Genomic DNA, 17,495 nt, shown 5'->3' with positions numbered 1-17,495 from the left:
GCCGCGCCTCGCGCGCGGCGTTCAACCAGTAACGATACACGATGCGCCTCGCGTTGCCGCGCGCGCAGCCGGCCGCCCGATGCGTTGCGTACAATGAGCGCACCGAAATACGCTGAGGCACCGCATGGCCCGCATTGTTCCCGACGACTGGAAGAGCCTCGCCGCCACCGGCGCGGCGTCGCGCGAGCGCGAAACCCTTGCGCTGCTGGAACAGGCGCTTCCCGACACTTACACCGTCTATCACGGCGTGCACTGGACGCGGCTCAACCAGAACTTCTCGGTATTCGGCGAGGCCGATTTCGTGATCGTGAGTCCGGCCGGACGCGTGATGATCGTCGAACAGAAAACCGGCTTCCTGCGCGAAACGCCGAAGGGGCTCGTCAAGGTCTATCTGCAAACCGAGCGCAATGTGGCGATTGCGCTCGCGCATACCATCGAGGGTTTGCACCGGCGTTTTACCGCCGCGTTCGGCGCGGGCACGTATTTTATCGAGGAACTGCTGTACTGCCCCGACCACATCGTGAAAGACGCTGCGATTGCCGGCGTGAATCCCGCGCGGATCGTCGACGCAACGCGCCGTGACCGGCTCGCCGCGGTGATCCGCGAAGCATTGCCCGCCGACGAACCGCGCCTCGCCTGTGCGTCGAAAATCCATCACTTTCTCGCCGACGAACTCGCGCTCACGCCGGACGCGAGCGCGCTCGTGGGCCAGGCGGGCACACTCGTCACGCGGCTCGCGGGCGGCCTGGCAACCTGGGCGCGGCGGCTCGACTTCTCACCATTTCGCTTGCGCGTGATCGGCACGGCCGGCTCCGGCAAGACGCAACTCGCGGTGCAGGTGATGAAAGACGCCGTGGCGCGCGGGCAGCGTCCTTTGTATGTGTGTTTCAACCGGCCGCTGGCGGATCACATCGCGCGTGTCGCGCCGCCCGAGGCGAAGGTCGCGAATTACCATCAACTGTGCGACTGGATTGCGCGCGACGCGGGCCGCGAGCCCGATTTCCAGTCGGGCCAGGTGTTCGACCGGCTGGAAACGATGTTCGCCGAAACGCCCATTGAAGCGCGCTGGCAATTCGACGTGCTGATCGTCGACGAAGGCCAGGATTTTCAGGAGCCGTGGGTCGCCGCACTCGAACGCCTGTTGCGTCCCGGCGGTGCGTGGTGGTGGCTCGAAGATCCGCTGCAGAACCTGTATATGCGTGAGCCGGTCGCGCTGCCCGGCTGGACCACGCTGAAGGAAACCACCAACTATCGCAGTCCGCGCGACATTCTGGATTACGTGCGCGACGTCATCGGTGCATCGGTGCCGGTCGCGGCGGCGCTCGCCTCCGGCAGTCCGTTCGACGGCTCCGACATTTCGCTGTCCGTCTACGACGAAACGAACGCTGCCGAAGGCGCCACCGAGGCGACCAAGCGCGCGATCACGCAGGCGCTGTCACTCGGTTTCCGCAAGCAGGACATCGCGGTGCTGTCGTTTCGCGGACGTGAAGGCTCCGTGATGACCGCACAGGATCATCTCGGGCCGCATCGGCTGCGCAGCTTCACCGGAAAGTACGATTTATTTGGGAATCCGGAGTATCGCGACGGCGACGTCCTGTTCGAATCGATCTACCGCTTCAAGGGCCAGTCCGCGCCGTGCGTGATCCTGACCGAAGTCGATTTCGACGCATTCGACGAGCGTATCGCGCGCAAGCTGTTCGTCGGCGCGACGCGTGCCACGATGAAGCTGATCATCGTCGCCTCGGAGCGCGCCGCGCGGCATCTGCATCTGCGTGACGGGAAAGACAACCGGGACGGCAAGGAAAAAGAAGCGCGCGAGGCCTGACGCGCTAGGTCCACGCGCGCGCGCCGACCAGCATGCCGGTGCGCGTGTGCGCGTCCCACCAGATCACGCGCAGGAGCGGCGCTTGTTGCGCGATCAATAAAGCCTGCACCGGATCGCTTTCGACGAAATGCGTGACACCGCCCGCGAGCGCCGCGCCCGCCTTGTGAGCGGCGGCGCCGGCCGGGCTTTCGTCGTGCGTGCCGGGCGTGCGCATGATCAGTTGCATATGGCCGAAGCCATGCCGCGCGAGCCACGCTTGCGTGCGCGCGCGGTCCATTTCCGGACGGCCCGTGATGATCGTGCGAACGTTTTGCAGGTCGATGCCGGGCAGCACGTCGAAGGGCAGCAGCGCATCGCGTTCGAGCAGCGCCGCCGCGAGATCTTCGTCGTAGCGCGCGAGCGGCACGTCGGGCAGCAGAATGCCGTCGAGGTCGATCGCGTAGGTCGCATATTCGTGATCGTCGGCCATCGCGGACGAGTCGCCCGCTTCCATGCGCGTCCAGTCGTCGCGATAACGCTGCGTGTAGGCCTGGCGTTCCCACGGGAACAGGGCGAAGTAGCCGCGCGCGTCGATCGCGTAATCGGGCTGCGTGCGGCTCAGTTCGTCGACCGCGCCGGTCAGTGTCTTCACGCGCAGGCCGTGTTGCTGGAGAAACGCGATGCAATCGGTCAGCGTGAAGCCGCGCCCCGCAATGTCCTCGCACAGCAGCACTTTCGAGCCGGCGGGCGGAATGGCTAGCGTCGAGTCCCACGCGACCTTGCGCGCCGCGCGGTCGTAGCGCAGAAACGCGACCGGCGTGCCGGCCGAATGCGAAATCATGAGCGCAAGCGGCGCGCCGCCGCGCAGAATGCCGATCGCCAGGGCGAAACGCTCGGCAAGCAAAGCGGGCTGCAACGATTCGATCCAGTGATCGAGCTGCTCGTACGTGAGAGGCAAAACCGGCTTGTTCATAACGCTCGTGAGTCGCGTAACGCGTGTGCGAAGACGGCCTCCGGTGCGCGGAACGCCTCGGCGAACAGCGTGGCGGCAGGCTTTCGTTTGATTCTGCATAGAATTTTGACGATATTATGCATGCCGTTCGACGATCGCGTCGGGCGACATAAGGAAAGACACGGCGTTCCGCGCGGGCGGCATCGTCGCGAGAAAAAATAGACCACGGGCAAACAGGCAAATGACCAGGCTGACGGCAGCAAGGCAAAGCAGATTCAGTGCGTACAGAAGCGCGCGCTGGGCGATCGGGCTCTTCTTCGCGCTCGCCGCGTGGAGCGTAGAGGCGCAGACGGATGCCGCGGCGTTGTCGCTCGACGTCACGGGCAAAATCAGCAGGAGCACCGACGCGGCCCACCGCGTGTATCACTTCGACGAGGCTCAACTGCTCGCGCTGCCGTCTCATTCGATCACGACCGGCACGACCTGGACGCCGCGCTCCACCTTCTCAGGACCGCTGCTCGGCGATATTCTGAAGACGGTAGGCGCACACGGCACGCAGGTCGAGATTCACACACTCGACGACTACACCTACACGGTTCCGGTGTCCGACTGCGACCGCTACGGCGTGGTGCTCGCGTACAGCATGAACGGCCGGCGTCTGAAGATCAGCGACTTCGGGCCTCTGTTCCTCATCTATCCGCGCGACGCGTTCCCCGACGAACTCGTGGGCGCTTTGGGCGATTCGAAATTCGTATGGCAGATCAAGGCACTCATCGTCAAATAGCGCGCCGTCCGTGGCGCCGCGTTCTTTATGTGCTGATCTGGCTGACGGCGCTCGCCGCGCCCGTCGGTGCGATCGGCTATCTGCTGTACGCGAACCTGCTCAATCCGCGCGCGACCGAGTCGTTGACCGGCTCGTACGACGGCTTCTACTGGGACGCGGCGCAACTGCAAATCGCCTACGCGCGCTTCGAGAATCAGTTGCTGCTGTATCAGGCCGGCGTCGACGACGACTTTCAGCGGCTCCTGTTGCGCTACCAGTTGCTGCAGTCGAAGCTGCACGTGATGGAAGGCTCGACGCGCCGGCTCACGCCGCAAGTCGCGCTGCTGCAAAGACAACTGGATGAAATCCGCGGGCTCGAACGTCTGTTGACTGAAATCGAGCCCGAGGTCGCCGTTTTGACGACAGATCCGGGCGGCGTCAATGCGATCGTCGCGCAATTGCGCCAGCACTGGAACGACGTCAACGATCTCGCGCTGAGCCGCCGTTTCGCCGATGTCGCCGACCGCGAGGCGATGAACCGCGATTTCATCGACAAGCGCCGGATGCTGTTTGCGGGCGGCCTCGTGTTGCTGCTGCTGTCGGCGGCGGCGACGCTGCTGCTCGTGCTCAACGGCCGGCGCCGTGCGCGTCTCATGCATCAGCAGCACGCGGCGCTCGAAGCCGGGCACCAGGCGAGCCGCGCGGCGCGCGAGGCGAGTCTCGCGAAAGACGCGTTTCTCGGCATGATCAGCCACGAGCTGCGCACGCCCTTGCATGCAATCGTGTCGTCGATCGAATTGCTGGGCTTTAACTATCACTCGGAAGCCGACCGCAAGGTGATCCAGCGGCTCGACACGGCGGCGCGGCATCTCGAAGCGCAGATGAAAGACCTGACCGATTACGCGCGCCTCGGCGCCGGCAAGCTCGAACTGCGTTACGAGCATTTCGAGCCGCGCGAGTTGCTGGCGTCGATCGTCGATGAACATGAGATGTCCGCCGCCGCGCGCGGCTTGACGCTCGAGAGCGAGGCGAGCGGCGCGAGCGGCCTCGTCGATTCGGACCCGCATCGCATCCGGCAGATCGTCAATAACCTCGTTACGAACGCGATCCGCTATACCGAAACCGGCGCCGTGCGCGTGAAGCTGATGCAGCGGCCGGCGCTGCTCAGCTTCGTGGTCAGCGACACAGGGCCGGGCGTTCCAGCGGCGCAGATTCCACTCATCTTCGAGGAGTTCACGCAACTGGACGGCTCGCGCACGCGCCGCTTCGAAGGCGCGGGCATGGGGCTCACCATCGTGCAGGGACTCGTGAAGCTGTTCGGCGGCACGGTCGAAGTGGCGAGCACGGTCGGCATGGGCACGACCTTTACCGTGACGATTCCGGTGAGCTCGGTCGAGCCTGCACACCCGCCGGGCGTGACCGCGCAGGCAAAGACGGGCGGCGCGCGGCCGAGCGTGCTGATCGTCGACGATAACCGGCTGATTCGCGAGTCGCTGAGCGAAATGGTTGCGCATATGGATTACGACGCGCACGCCGTCGCCAATGCCGACGACGCGCTCGCGTGGCTCGACGCGCGCCGCTGCGACGTCGTCTTGCTGGATCTGCACATGCCGCAGCGCGACGGCTACGCGTTTCTCGCGGATTTCGCGGCGCGGGGCGGGCCGTCGTCGGGCGTGCCGGTGATCGTGGTCAGCGCTTATGCGCCCGAAGCCGGCGCGGCACAGACGAAGGAAGGGGAGAACAGCATGGAGGACGGCGCGCGGCCGTTTTTCGAAGCGTTATTAAAGCCGGTACATTACGGGGATTTGCGCGACGCATTGCAGCGCGCGCTGGCTTCGCGGCATACCGTCTGAGACGGCGCCGGCCGGCCCGGTGTCTTATGGACGGTTGAGCCGCTTCGACAGATCGGCCACCAGAATCGCCATGCGCGCGGGCTTTTCGTAGCAGGCGACGTCGTAATTGCGAATCACCTGGCTGATTTCGGACTCGCTCGCCTTGCCCGTCAGCAATTCGCCCGTCAGCACGAAGATCGGCGCGTCGGGATTTTCCGACGCCCGCACCGCGCGAATCGCGGCCGCCGAGGTCTGTGCGCCGAATAGCCAGTCGATCACGACGCCGTCGAACACTTGCGTTTGCAATTGCTCGGCAAAGGCCGCGAGTCCGTAGATCGCCACCGCGGCGAAACCGCTGCGCTCCAGATAGTCGCGCAGATTGTCGGCGCTCGCCTGATCGTCGTCGACCACCGCGATGGTCGGCTTGTCCGTTTCCGCGCGGCGCGGATAGATCTCGATCTTGTGGACTTCATAGGCGCTTTGATAGAGCGCGCCGTCGTGACGCGCCACGCGCCATTGGCCGAGCTTCGAATAGGCGACGAATTCCGGACGGCTGCCTGGTTCCAGCGCCGCGCCGACCCAGGCGGTGCACGGCAGCTCGATTGCGCCGATGCAGAACACCGCCTCTTGCGCGATCGCGCCGACCATGCCGGGGTCCAGCGATTGCGCGCCGAACAGTTGCGCCGCCGGCTCGCCGTACACTTGCGCGACCTTTTTGATTTGCGACAGGGTCCACGGACTATTGCCGCGCAGCTTGCGGTGTCCCTGCGAAAAACTCAGATCGAGGATGCGGCAAAGCTCGGTGGTCTGCTGTCGCTTGCCGATTCCGTGCCGGCTCATCAACTCGCGCACGCGCTCGGCGACTGCCATGGAGTGTGAGTGTGTTTCGTTGGTCATACTGCGTGAGAGTCCGCCGTCTTAAAGGGCTGTGGGAGCGATAGGGCAGGCGTCGCGCGGCCATGCATCATGGACGCACAGGGACGCGGCTACGCAGGGGCCAGCAAATGTACCGTAAAACCATGGCGCTCAGGGTTTTTGTAAAAGCGCCTTTACGACTCGCTGAGTCTGTCAGTGCGAGTGAAAAAAACCGGCAGGTTCAGCGCTTAAGTCAGCGCTTGTACAGCGGTGATTTTCATGCGCTTTTTTATGCATCTCGCATAAACGTATTTTACCGGTGAAACCCGGGCGCAGCCACCCAAGGCCCTCGTGCGCGTCTGGCAAGCCTGCCTCGCAAGCGCGCTCAGTTCGGCGGCATTCTCGCGAGTTTCGCGGCCGAGTTCCTGAGGCCTTTGAAAATCCGCTCGGCGACCCGGCCCGGAAACCGTTCCGGCAACTCCGCCGCCACCCGTGCGATCACCTTCGGCGTGTCCTCGATCAGACGCTCGATCAGCGGTTCAGCGCTCGCGCCATACGAGCACCGGAGCGCCATCGTGTTGAAGTGGCGCCGCTGCACGTCGCGAAAGGCGTCGTGTTTGCTGCGCGACCACATGCCCATGGCGAGGCGCGCCTTGAACCACGACCACTGGTTCGGACCATTGCCTTCGACCGGCCAGATCGACATCACGTCGTAAAGCGGTGTCAGGCGGTAGCGGCCGCCCGCGAGCAGGCGAATGCTGAAGTTCTTCGCGTGGCCGTCCGGCGCGGCGAGCATCCAGAAAAGAATCTGGCTGGCAAGCAGCGTTTCGATGTCCTGCGCCGCCGTCACCGATTGCTGCAACACGCGCGCGAGATCGAGCACCCCCGGGCCGCCCTCGTTTTCATATTTGCGATGCGAGGGCACGCCGTACACTTGGCAAAAGTCTTCCTGCGGCAGACGCAGCAGCCATTGGCCGCTCGAATGCAATTGCCGGTCGAAGCGCTCGACGCTCAGCACGCGCTGCTTGCCGAACGTGACGATTTCGGTATTCGCGACCGGTAGGCCGAAGGCGCTCAGAATGCGCAGACACAGCCACTCGTTTTCGACCGAGGTCGTGAGATCGGCCAGCTTGTTGCCGACGAGCCCGAGCGGCAATTTGAAGATATGCGTGGTCGGCGTCGCACCATGCGGCCGTTTCCACTGGTTGTCGTGCCACAGCAGCGCGGTTTTTTCCTGCGCGCCGGCGAGCGAAATGCGGAAATCGTCGATATCTTCCGCGACGCCGAGCACCGGCGCGCTGACCGTGCGTGTCAGCATGGCCTCGATTTCCGCTTCGGTCAGCGGCGTGCCCTCGATCCGGTCGACGCCAGACGGCGCGTCGTCTTCCGGCAGCAACTGGACCGCGCCCACACAATCGCGGCCGATAGCTTGCAGCAGATCGAAGGCGTCCAGCGTTTCGGTCTGGTAACGTTGAGCAATGCGCTTGCGGACGACCTCGCTGTCGGGCAGCAGGTTGTCGAAATAATTGAGCACGCGCGGCCCTTTATGCGCCATGTTGCCCGGCGTGAACGGCAGCGAGAGCGACAGCGGCCGGCCGGCGGGCGAGGCGATCCATTGGGCTTCGTAGACGAACTCCATCGGGCCGCGCGTCGGCAGGCGCCAGACGCCGACGCGCTCGCCGTTCGCCCAGACGGAAAGCGCGCGCGAATGAGTGGGGCGGGCCATGCTTACCACTCGATCGCAGGTGCCGGTTCAGACTCCGGCTGGTTTTTGTCGCGCAGCTGCAATTGCAGGCCGTAAACCCCGCACAGCAACAGCAACTGGACGAGGGTGAGCGCGGCGGCGTCGGTTTCCCATGCCGAAATGCGGCTTTGGCTGACGCCGACACGCACGGCGGCTTCGGCCTGCGTGAGGCCCGCTTGCCGGCGGCTCGCGGCGAGCAATTGCGCAATCTGGTCCGGTGTGGCAATGAGATGCAACATGGCAAAATATCCGTTGAACGAATAAAGGAATTTTATTCGTCTCGCGAATATTTGGCAAATATTCGTCTCGCGGATATTCGCAGAAAATATCTGTCTCGCGAATATTTGGCAAATATTCGTCTGGCAGATAAAAAGCAAAGATGCCCGGATGAGCTCGTAAAGCCCTTCCGACAAGGCTCGGCACATTTTTTTCGCCCGCGCCATGGCGGATCGCGGGTGCGCCTGCGAACATTATGCTCAAGCCTACATCCCTCACCCGACGACCGTCCTCGGCGATTTTCGGCGGCACAATGCAGCAGCCGGGCGCCATGCTGTGAACGCGTGCGCCGCCTTTCACGTCCTTTTCCGATATACCGCGTCAACATGAACGAACCCACCTTGCGCCACGCCGGCGTCCCGTATTACACGCAATGGGGCAGTCCCGAATGGGTTCGCCATATCGTCGAGCAACAGGGCGATCCTTGCGACGACCCTGACTGGCAAACAAGCGGCTTTTCCGACCCGGAGCGTTATCGTTTCTGGGCGAAACGCCTGTGCGGCCTGACGTGCCTCGAGTCGGCGCTCGACTACTGGCGTATCGACCATGCGCCGCGCGCCGCGCTGCTGGACGAAGCGTTGCGGCATGGCGTGTATCGGATGCGGGACGACGGCGGCGTCGACGGTTTGATCTATCGCCCGTTCGCGACGTGGGTGGCCGGCGCGTTTGGCGTGCACGTCGACGTGTTGCCGCAGGCGCCGCTCGAAGCGATCGCCGAGCGTCTGAATCCGCGGACGCTCGCCATTGTGTCGGTGAGCCCGGAAATCCGTTATCCCGAGCGGCACAATCAGCACCAGGGCGGCCATCTGATCCTGCTGCACGGACGCGACGCCGGCGGCGTGTGGTTTCATAATCCGTCGGGCATCGCGCCTCAACAGGCCGATGTCTACCTGCCGTTCGCCACCATGACGCGCTTCTACGCCGGCCGCGGCATGACGCTCAGCCGGATCTAGCGCGAAGCGGGGCACGTCGCAAGGCGACTGATCGGGCCCGTTTTGTGCGTAAGCGGCTGCATCGATCTTTCGACACGGGGACTTGAGATGAATAGAACCCACGTCCTGCTCGCTGCGAGCCTGTTCGTCAGCGGCGCTGTCTGTGCGGCTCACGCCGCCACGCGTGAAGAGCAGGCCAAGGCCTGCCGCCGCGACGCGATCCACTTTTGCGCAATCGACATTCCGAACAAGGCGAAGATCACCGCCTGCATGGAGCGGCACCTCGACGAACTCAGCCCGCGCTGCCGCGCCATGTTCACGGACGGCAATAATTCCGTCGACAAGAGCGCCAATCCGGGCCCGGCGCAGTGAATCCGCTTTGACCGGGCGTCTGGGCGGCGCTGCGCTTTCCCGTGACCGTAATCGTTCACGCCGCGCGTCGTAGAATCGCTTGTTCCCGACTGCGATCCTCATACGCTCATGACACGCCCGACCACGCAGATATTCGACGCCGCCGCGACCGCGCGGCTCACACCCTATGCCGCGCTCGTCGCGGCGCTCAAGCGCGCGAGCATCGACTACGCGCAGGGGCGCATTGCGAGCCCCGAGCGGCTCGTCGTGCCGCTCAACGAAACCGGCATTCTGCTGTCGATGCCCGCAACCGCGCCCGATCTCGCGATCCACAAGCTCGTCAACGTCTGTCCAGGCAATGGCCCGCGCGGCCTGCCGACAATCCACGGACAGGTCATGGCGTTCGACGCCGACACGGGCGAAACGCTCTTCATACTCGACGGGCCGACGGTCACCGGGCGCCGTACCGCGGCCATGTCGATGCTCGGCGTGCAGACGTTTGCCGCATCCACGCCGCGCGAATTCATGCTGATCGGCACCGGCACGCAGGCGCTCAATCATCTCGAAGCGATCGGCGAACTCTTTCCCGGCGCGCGGGTGTGGGTCAAGGGCAGTGCGCCGGCGCGCGCCGACGCGTTTTGCGCCGCGCATCGCGGCAAGGCGTTCGAGGTGCGGCCGCTGGCCGAACCCCACGCAACGCTTCCCGATTCGATCGACACGGTGATTGCGCTCACCACGAGCAGGCAAGCCGTCTACGACGAAGCAGCGCGCGCGGGCCGGCTCGTGATCGGCGTGGGCGCCTTCACGCCGGACATGGTCGAGATCGGCGCGCGCACGATCGCGGGCAGCGCGCTGTTCGTCGACGATCAGGCCGGCGCGCAACATGAAGCCGGCGATTTCATCCAGGCGGGCGTGGATTGGACGCGCGTGCAAGGCATCGCCGAGGTGCTGGGCACCACCGCGCCGCGGCCAGGGTCCACGCCGGTGGTTTTCAAAAGTGTCGGCTGCGCGGCATGGGACCTGGCCGCGTGCCGCGTCGCGCGCGAAGCCTTGTCGCGTGGATGATCGCGGCGCGGCGCAGCGCCGCCGCCGACACGACAATGCCTTGAAAACAGCTCCTTGCCGAAGTGTGTTGGCATCTTGCGCCAACCTGCGGCACATGTTGCCGTGCAAACAATCACAAAACGTTGCACCATAGACGTTTGCCAGAAAATCGTGCGGATGCGCGGCGTGAGGCCCGCATCCGCTTTTTCTGCCTGGCCTTTGGCTGACCGACGCTCTCTTTCTCACGACGCTGCGACCGCGCTATGACGACCCAAAACGCTTCCGCTTCTCCCGACCTTCCGCTCGACATGATCATTTTCGGCGGCACCGGCGACCTGTCGTTTCGCAAGCTGCTGCCCGCACTCTACATGGCGCATCTGCACTGCAATCTGCCGCCGGAGACGCGCATTCTCACCATTGGGCGCAAGCCGTGGTCGCGCGAGGAGTACATCAACGAGTTCATGGAGCAGAAGGCCAAGCCCTTCATTGAAAAGAAAGCATTCGATGCCGCCGCGTGGGATAAATTTCTCGCGCTGTTCGAATACGTGCGCATGGACGTCGATTCGGCCGAAGACTATCAGCGGTTGAGGGAAGCGTCGCGTGACGGCGTGCGCCGCGTGTTCTATCTCGCGACGTCGCCGGATCTGTTCATGAACATCTGCGAGAACCTTTCGGCGGCGGGGCTCGTGGACGACACGTCCCGCGTCGTGCTCGAAAAGCCGCTTGGCCACGATCTCGCCTCCGCGCAGGAGATCAACACGGCGGTCGGCAAGCATTTCAGCGAAGCGCAGATCTACCGGATCGACCACTACCTCGGCAAGGAAACCGTGCAGAACCTGATGGTGCTGCGTTTCGGCAATCCGATTTTCGGCCCGCTGTGGCAGGCGCCGTATATCAAGCGCGTGCAGATCACGGTCGCGGAAACGGTGGGGGTGGGCAGCCGCGCCGGCTTCTACGACAAGACCGGCGCGCTGCGCGACATGGTGCAGAACCACTTGTTGCAACTGCTGTGCATCGTCGCGATGGAGCCGCCGGTATCGCTCGACCCCGACGCGGTCCGCGACGAAAAGCTGAAGGTGCTGCGCTCGTTGCGGCCCATGACGCCGGAGGACATCGCGCGCGATACGGTGCGCGGCCAGTACACGGCGGGCGCGGTGGACGGCGAGGCGGTGAAGGGCTATCTCGAGGAAGACAACGTGCCGGCGGGCAGTCGCGCCGAGACGTTTGTCGCGTTGCGCGCGCATATCAACAACTGGCGCTGGGCCAACGTGCCGTTTTTCCTGCGCACCGGCAAGCGCATGCAAAAGAAGGTGTCGGAGATCGTCATCGAATTCTCCGAGCTGCCGTTCTCTATCATTCCGAGCGGCGGGCGCAGCTACGGCAATCGTCTCGTGATCCAGTTGCAGCCGGAAGAGTCGATCCAGTTGCAGATGCTCGCGAAGGAGCCGGGCAGCGGCATGCATATGCTGCCGGTCAACTTGAACCTCGACTTGCAGCAGGCCTTCACCGAGCGTCGCGCGGAAGCCTATGAGCGTTTGCTGATCGACGTGATTCGCGGGCGTCTCACGCACTTCATGCGTCGGGACGAACTGGAAGCCGCGTGGGCGTGGGCCGAGCCGATTCTCAACGGCTGGGCCAAGTCGAACGAGCGCCCGCGCAACTACACGGCGGGCACGTTCGGGCCGGCGGCATCGACGGCGTTGATGGCGCGCGGAGACGCCGTGTGGGCGGAGGAATCGCAGTAAGCAGCGCATGGTTGTTGGCGCGATAAAAAAGCCCGCTGGAAGCGGGCTTTTTCTTCAGTTTCCACGTGAATCTGCTGATCTGGCCAGTCGTGCTGTTCTGACACTATGGCTGCGCATCTTTACCGAATGCTTTAAGCGGGGTGCAGGCCGCGCAGCAACTGGCGCACGCGCGAGAGATCCTGATCGACGTGCTCGGTCTTTTCAAACAACTCCGCGAGCCAGTCGACGAATGCGCGCACGCGCGGCGACACGCGGCGATTCTTCAGGTACGCGACGGAGACGGGCATTGGCACGGGCTTCCATTGCGGCAGCACTTCGCGCAAAAGTCCCGAGTCGAGATACGGCTGCGCGGCGATCCGCGCGGGCTGGATCAGGCCGTGGCCTTGCAGTCCGCAGGTCAGATACGCGTGTTCGTCGCTGACCTTGACGAAGCCATTGACTTTGACGCTTTGCGCTTCGCCGTCCACTTCGAAATCGAAAGCGACTTCGCGACCGTTATGCGGCGATATGCAATTCACCGCGACATGTTCGCGCAAATCGCCGAGATCGGTCGGTGTGCCGTAGCGTGCGAGGTAATTCGGACTCGCGCAGGTCACGTGCTCGAGTGTGCCGAGTTGCCGCGCCACCAGGTTGGAATCGGGCAATTCGCCGAGCTGGATGCTGCAGTCGATGGCTTCGGTTATCAGGTCCACGGTGCGGTTGCTGACGCCGATAGCGAGATCGAGATGAGGGTAGCGCGCGTGGAAGTCGTCGAGCACGGGCAGGACGATGGCGCTTGCCACTGCACTCGGCATCTCGATGCGCAGACGTCCCGCGAGGTTGTCCGTCGCGTGACGGATGCTGGCTTCCATTTCGTCGATATCGGCGAGGATTTGCGCGCAGCGCTCGTAGTAGGCGGCGCCTTCCGGCGTGACGCTGAGACGCCGCGTGGTGCGGGCGAGCAGTTGAGTGCCGAGCAGGGCTTCCAGATTCTGAACGATGGTAGTGGCCGTGGCGCGCGGAATGTTGAGTGACTCCGCTGCGCGGGTGAAGCTGTTCGTGTCCACGATTCGGAGGAATGTGCGCATGGCGGTTATTCGGTCAATCATCGAGGGCTCCGGACAATGGGGTGTTGTTTTAAGCCTTGGCGGCGCGGGCGGTTTTTTGTCTTGGCGTTGTTATGTTTGTGAAAAACCCAATCACCGCCTGCGACACAAAAAAACAAGCGCCGCAGGCAAAAAAACCTCTAACTCACTTCCGCAAGGAATCCAGGTCCACAACAAACCGATACTTCACATCGCTCTTCAACATCCGCTCATAAGCTTCATTGATCTTCTGCATCGTAATCAATTCGATATCCGAAGTAATTCCATGTTCGCCGCAGAAATCCAGCATCGCCTGCGTCTCGGCAATCCCGCCAATCAACGAACCCGCCAACCGGCGACGCTTGAAGATCAGATTGAACACCTGCGGCGACGGATGATCGTGCTCCGGCGCGCCCACCAGCGTCATCGTTCCATCACGCTTTAACAGGTTCAGAAACGGATTGAGATCGTGCGGCGCAGCCACCGTATTCACAATCAGATCGAAGCTGTTCGCGTGCGCTTCCATCTCTTCCGGGTTCTTCGAAATCACCACCTCGTGCGCGCCAAGCCGCTTTGCATCGTCGATTTTCGACGGCGACGTGGTGAACAGCACGACATGCGCACCCATCGCGCGCGCAAGCTTCACGCCCATGTGGCCGAGGCCGCCCAAGCCGACAATGCCGACCTTCTTGCCAGGACCGGCGCCCCATGTGCGCAGCGGCGAATAGGTCGTGATGCCCGCGCACAGCAACGGCGCGACGCCGGCAGGATCGAGGTTTTGCGGGACACGCAGCGTGAATTCCTCATCGACGACGAGCTGTGTCGAGTAGCCGCCATACGTCATCTGACCGTCGACGCGGTCCACGCCGTTATACGTGCCGACGAATCCGTTCTCGCAGTATTGCTCCAGACCTTCCTCGCAACTTGCACAAGTACGGCATGAATCGACGAGACATCCCACGCCCACCAGATCGCCCGTCTTGTACTTCGTCACGTCCGGACCCACGGCGGTCACGCGGCCGACGATCTCATGACCCGGCACGACCGGAAACACCGTGTTCTTCCATTCATTGCGCGCCTGGTGCAAGTCGGAATGGCACACGCCGCAAAACAGCACTTCCATTTGCACGTCATGCGCGCGCAATTCGCGGCGCTGGATTTCGAACGGAGCGAGCGGCGCGGTTGCGTCGGTCGCGGCATAGGCATAAGTCGTGCTCATGGATAGCTCCAGCAAAGAGGTGATGTCGCGAGGCATGGACCAACGGCGACGCGTCACGCCGATATGGCCAGAACCTCGCAGTGATTTCGGACAACCCGCGCGGACAACAGTGCGAACACCAGCGCGGGATAACAACGCAGACCACAGCCCGGAATGAATGTTCCGGCGGGGTTCTCATAGTAGAAGCCGGGCGCTTCCCGGTGAATACCTGAATATCTTGAAGGTTTGCCTAAAACTCCTGGAGCGGCGCGCGGCAAGCTGTTTGATGCTACATTTCAAGCATTATTCTCTTGTTGTCACTATATGGTCATGTCCACGCGCTCGTCCGAAACGCCCGCGGTCCATTCCGCGCAACAGCGCCTCATCGAATTGTTCGACGTGCTCGCGCCCGCGCCGGGCATGACACGTTCGAGCCTCGAAGGCGTCAATCTCATGCGCGCCAATAGCCCGATGCCGCGCATGCCGGTCATGTACGAGCCGTGCATCGTGATCGTGTGTCAGGGACGCAAACGCGGCTATCTCGGCGATCAGGTGTTCCAGTACGACGCGCAGCAGTACCTCGTGCTCTCCGTGCCGCTGCCGTTCGAATGCGAGACCGAGGCGAGCGAGGAAGAGCCGTTCCTCGGCGTGTCCATTCGCGTCGATCTGACGATGGTCGCCGAATTGCTGATGGCGTTGAACGAAACTCAAGGCGCGACGCACAACGAACCGCTCGGCATCTACTCCACGCCGCTCGATCCGGCATTGAGCAGCGCGGTGCAACGTCTGCTCGATGCGTTGGTGTCGCCGCTCGACGCGCGCATTCTCGCGCCGGGCATCGTGCGCGAAATCTGTTATCGCGTACTGACCGGCGAGCAGGGCGATGCGATTCGCGCGGCGCTCACGCATCAGAATCATTTCGGGCGCATTGCAAAAGCGCTGCGCCGCATTCACGCCGACTATCACGGCACGCTCGACGTCGATACGCTCGCCGCCGAAGCCGGCATGAGCCTCGCCGTTTTTCACGCGCAATTCAAGGCGGTGACAGCAACTTCGCCGATGCAATACGTGAAGACAACGCGCCTGCATCACGCGCGTCTGTTGATGGTGCAGGATGGTTTGAATGCGGGCGCGGCCGCGGCGCGCGTCGGTTATGAAAGCGCTTCGCAATTCAGCCGCGAGTTCAAGCGCCTGTTCGGCCTGAGCCCTGTCGATGAAGTGAAGCGCATGCGCGCCATCTACGACTCGCCGCCGCCGCAAATCGTCAAACCTGTCGCGCGCTACGTGACGGCGGTGTGAACGCGGCGGCCCGCGTGCGTTAATTGCCGCTGGCTTTCGCGTCGGACTGGTTCGCGTACTGTGAGCGCTTCTCTTCGTACATCAGCAGGTCGGCGCGTTGCACGCCGGCTTCGAGACGATCGCCGCGTTGACAGGTCGCCGCGCCCATCGAAAAACTCAGCGGCGCGCCCGGATAAAACTGATTGTTCATCTCCACGAGTTGCCGGACCGCGTCGATCATCGCCGCGCCGCCGCGCTCGTCGGCGTTGGGCATGAGGATGGCGAACTCGTCTCCGCCAATGCGCGCGGCCTGGAACGGCGCTTCCATGGCCTTTGCGAGCACTTCGCCCGCGCGGCGCAGCAGCGCATCGCCGGCGGCGTGACCGAGCTGGTCGTTTACGCGTTTCAAGCCATTCAGATCGGCCATGATAATCGTCACCGGCCACGGTCCCTTGCGTTCGAGCCGGTTCAGCTCATCGACATAGAAGGAACGGTTGCGCAGTTTGGTCAGCACGTCGTGTTTGCCGAGGAATTCGAGGTACGCCTCGGCCTTCTTGCGCGCCGTGATGTCGGTGAGCGCGACGAGCACCAGATCCCAGTTCTTTTCGTGTCCTGGCAGCACGGAAAACTGCAGGTGCACGTGCACCTCGTTGCCGTCGAGCGAATAGTTGAGTACCTCGCGCTGCTGGAACAGCTTGCCTTCCCACAGGTCGAGCAACTGCTCGCGGAAATGCGGCGCCATATCGTCGCGGAACACTTCGGGCAGGCGTGCGAGCAGCGTCGCTTTGTCTGGCGCCGCGAACATCTCGAGCGTGTGCTGGTTCACGTCGAGCACGTGAATTTCCTGCATGCAACGTTCGACGAACTCGGGATGCACGTCCGTGAACACACGGAAATCGCTGATGCCCGCCGCGCGCGCCTGATCGAGCAGATGCTTGACCGCGCTGAAGTCCTCGACCCACAGCGAGACGGGCGAATGTTCGAACAAACCGCGCGCGTATTGCTCGGCGACAGTCACGCGATGCCGTGCGCCTTCCAGTTCGGTGATGTCTTCGACGGACACCAGCACGCGGTCCCAGCGCTCTTCGTGACCCGGCAGCACGCTGCCTTTTAACAGCACGTCGAGACGTCTTCCGCCGAGCGTGTAATTGACCGTCTGGCTCGTGAAGTGCAATTGCCCGGCCCACAACTGGCAAAGCTCTTCCAGATGCGTCTTCAGCATGTCGTCGCGGAACACCGCGGCGAGATTGTCGTTGAGCGCGGCGAAATCGGCTGCCTCGAATTGCGTGAGCGTCTTCTGATTGACCTTGACGACGCGAATGCTATGCGCGCATGCGGCGACCCGTTCGGGCATGTCGGCAAAATGCGCGCGCAAATCCGTCACGCCTTCCGCGCGCCAGGCGTCGAACAGATCGCGCACGGCGCTGAAGTCTTCGACCCACAGCGAGACGGGCGCGAGGTCGAACATTTTCGAGTCGTCGTTGGCGGGCTTGGAAACGCCGGGCAGAGTATCCAGCATGAGGTTCTCTTCGCTAAAAGTCCCGGTATTCTACGGTCCCTTTTGCCGGCGTCGAAAAAACAGAAGCTTTCAAACATCACGATGTATTGCCGTTCTCGCGCAAAGGCGTGGGACGGCGTTGCGCCAGCACGTGTTGCA

The 17,495-nt window shown here is 63.3% G+C and carries 15 protein-coding genes; 8 read left to right on the top strand and 7 right to left on the bottom strand.

Annotation, left to right across the window (positions count from 1 at the left end; genetic code table 11):
* Positions 1-124 precede the first annotated feature (124 nt).
* A complete protein-coding gene (locus tag VOM14_RS24230) occupies positions 125-1,825 on the top strand; it encodes an ATP-dependent helicase (protein ID WP_327631291.1) in 1,701 nt (566 codons plus the stop codon).
* A gap of 4 nt (positions 1,826-1,829) precedes the next feature.
* Here the strand turns inward: VOM14_RS24230 and VOM14_RS24225 are convergent, their stop codons facing one another.
* A complete protein-coding gene (locus VOM14_RS24225) occupies positions 1,830-2,777 on the bottom strand; it encodes a phosphoribosyltransferase (protein WP_327631290.1) in 948 nt (315 codons plus the stop codon).
* 220 nt (positions 2,778-2,997) lie between these two features.
* Here VOM14_RS24225 and VOM14_RS24220 point away from each other — a divergent pair, with 220 nt between their 5' ends.
* Both VOM14_RS24220 and VOM14_RS24215 read left to right on the top strand, forming a co-directional pair.
* Positions 2,998-3,540, top strand: coding sequence for a molybdopterin-dependent oxidoreductase (locus VOM14_RS24220; RefSeq protein WP_327631289.1), 543 nt, complete (start codon positions 2,998-3,000; stop codon positions 3,538-3,540).
* Complete coding sequence (locus VOM14_RS24215; RefSeq protein WP_327631288.1) at positions 3,510-5,372, top strand: ATP-binding response regulator; 1,863 nt, start codon at positions 3,510-3,512, stop codon at positions 5,370-5,372. Before VOM14_RS24220 ends, VOM14_RS24215 begins: the two co-directional genes overlap by 31 nt.
* A 24-nt stretch (positions 5,373-5,396) precedes the next feature.
* Here the strand turns inward: VOM14_RS24215 and VOM14_RS24210 are convergent, their stop codons facing one another.
* From VOM14_RS24210 to VOM14_RS24200, 3 genes are all read right to left on the bottom strand, one after another.
* On the bottom strand, positions 5,397-6,248 hold the full coding sequence (locus tag VOM14_RS24210; protein WP_327631287.1) for a helix-turn-helix domain-containing protein: 852 nt from the start codon (positions 6,246-6,248) through the stop codon (positions 5,397-5,399).
* A 343-nt stretch (positions 6,249-6,591) separates the two neighbouring features.
* Entirely contained in the window at positions 6,592-7,932 is a 1,341-nt protein-coding gene (locus VOM14_RS24205) for a type II toxin-antitoxin system HipA family toxin (RefSeq protein WP_327631286.1), read from the bottom strand.
* 2 nt (positions 7,933-7,934) lie between these two features.
* Positions 7,935-8,189: a helix-turn-helix transcriptional regulator gene (locus VOM14_RS24200; protein ID WP_327631375.1), complete on the bottom strand. Its 255-nt coding sequence runs from the start codon at positions 8,187-8,189 to the stop codon at positions 7,935-7,937.
* Positions 8,190-8,552: 363 nt separating this feature from the next.
* Between VOM14_RS24200 and VOM14_RS24195 the strand changes: the two genes are divergently transcribed.
* From VOM14_RS24195 to zwf, 4 genes are all read left to right on the top strand, one after another.
* The gene (locus tag VOM14_RS24195; RefSeq protein ID WP_327631285.1) at positions 8,553-9,179 is read left to right on the top strand and encodes a C39 family peptidase; all 627 of its coding nucleotides are present in this window, start codon (positions 8,553-8,555) and stop codon (positions 9,177-9,179) included.
* 87 nt (positions 9,180-9,266) lie between these two features.
* Positions 9,267-9,530 (top strand): hypothetical protein, encoded by a 264-nt coding sequence (locus tag VOM14_RS24190; RefSeq protein ID WP_327631284.1) that lies wholly within the window; start codon positions 9,267-9,269, stop codon positions 9,528-9,530.
* 108 nt (positions 9,531-9,638) lie between these two features.
* A complete protein-coding gene (lhpI, locus tag VOM14_RS24185) occupies positions 9,639-10,574 on the top strand; it encodes a bifunctional Delta(1)-pyrroline-2-carboxylate/Delta(1)-piperideine-2-carboxylate reductase (protein WP_327631283.1) in 936 nt (311 codons plus the stop codon).
* Between the two features lie 242 nt (positions 10,575-10,816).
* Positions 10,817-12,298, top strand: coding sequence for a glucose-6-phosphate dehydrogenase (gene zwf, locus VOM14_RS24180; protein WP_327631282.1), 1,482 nt, complete (start codon positions 10,817-10,819; stop codon positions 12,296-12,298).
* Between the two features lie 131 nt (positions 12,299-12,429).
* On the opposite strand, the gene VOM14_RS24175 is transcribed toward zwf, so the two are convergent.
* Positions 12,430-13,386: a LysR family transcriptional regulator gene (locus tag VOM14_RS24175; RefSeq protein ID WP_327631281.1), complete on the bottom strand. Its 957-nt coding sequence runs from the start codon at positions 13,384-13,386 to the stop codon at positions 12,430-12,432.
* 142 nt (positions 13,387-13,528) lie between these two features.
* The gene (locus VOM14_RS24170) at positions 13,529-14,581 is read right to left on the bottom strand and encodes an NAD(P)-dependent alcohol dehydrogenase (protein WP_327631280.1); all 1,053 of its coding nucleotides are present in this window, start codon (positions 14,579-14,581) and stop codon (positions 13,529-13,531) included.
* Positions 14,582-14,890: 309 nt separating this feature from the next.
* Here VOM14_RS24170 and VOM14_RS24165 point away from each other — a divergent pair, with 309 nt between their 5' ends.
* Complete coding sequence (locus tag VOM14_RS24165; RefSeq protein ID WP_327631279.1) at positions 14,891-15,859, top strand: AraC family transcriptional regulator; 969 nt, start codon at positions 14,891-14,893, stop codon at positions 15,857-15,859.
* A gap of 19 nt (positions 15,860-15,878) precedes the next feature.
* Here the strand turns inward: VOM14_RS24165 and VOM14_RS24160 are convergent, their stop codons facing one another.
* A complete protein-coding gene (locus tag VOM14_RS24160; protein WP_327631278.1) occupies positions 15,879-17,357 on the bottom strand; it encodes a sensor domain-containing diguanylate cyclase in 1,479 nt (492 codons plus the stop codon).
* Positions 17,358-17,495: the final 138 nt, after the last annotated feature.

Source organism: Paraburkholderia sp. MPAMCS5, assembly GCF_036016995.1.
In the GTDB taxonomy this organism is placed as follows: domain Bacteria; phylum Pseudomonadota; class Gammaproteobacteria; order Burkholderiales; family Burkholderiaceae; genus Paraburkholderia.
The sequence above is the reverse complement of the archived record's forward strand: the minus strand, read 5'-3'. Positions and strand labels throughout refer to the sequence as shown.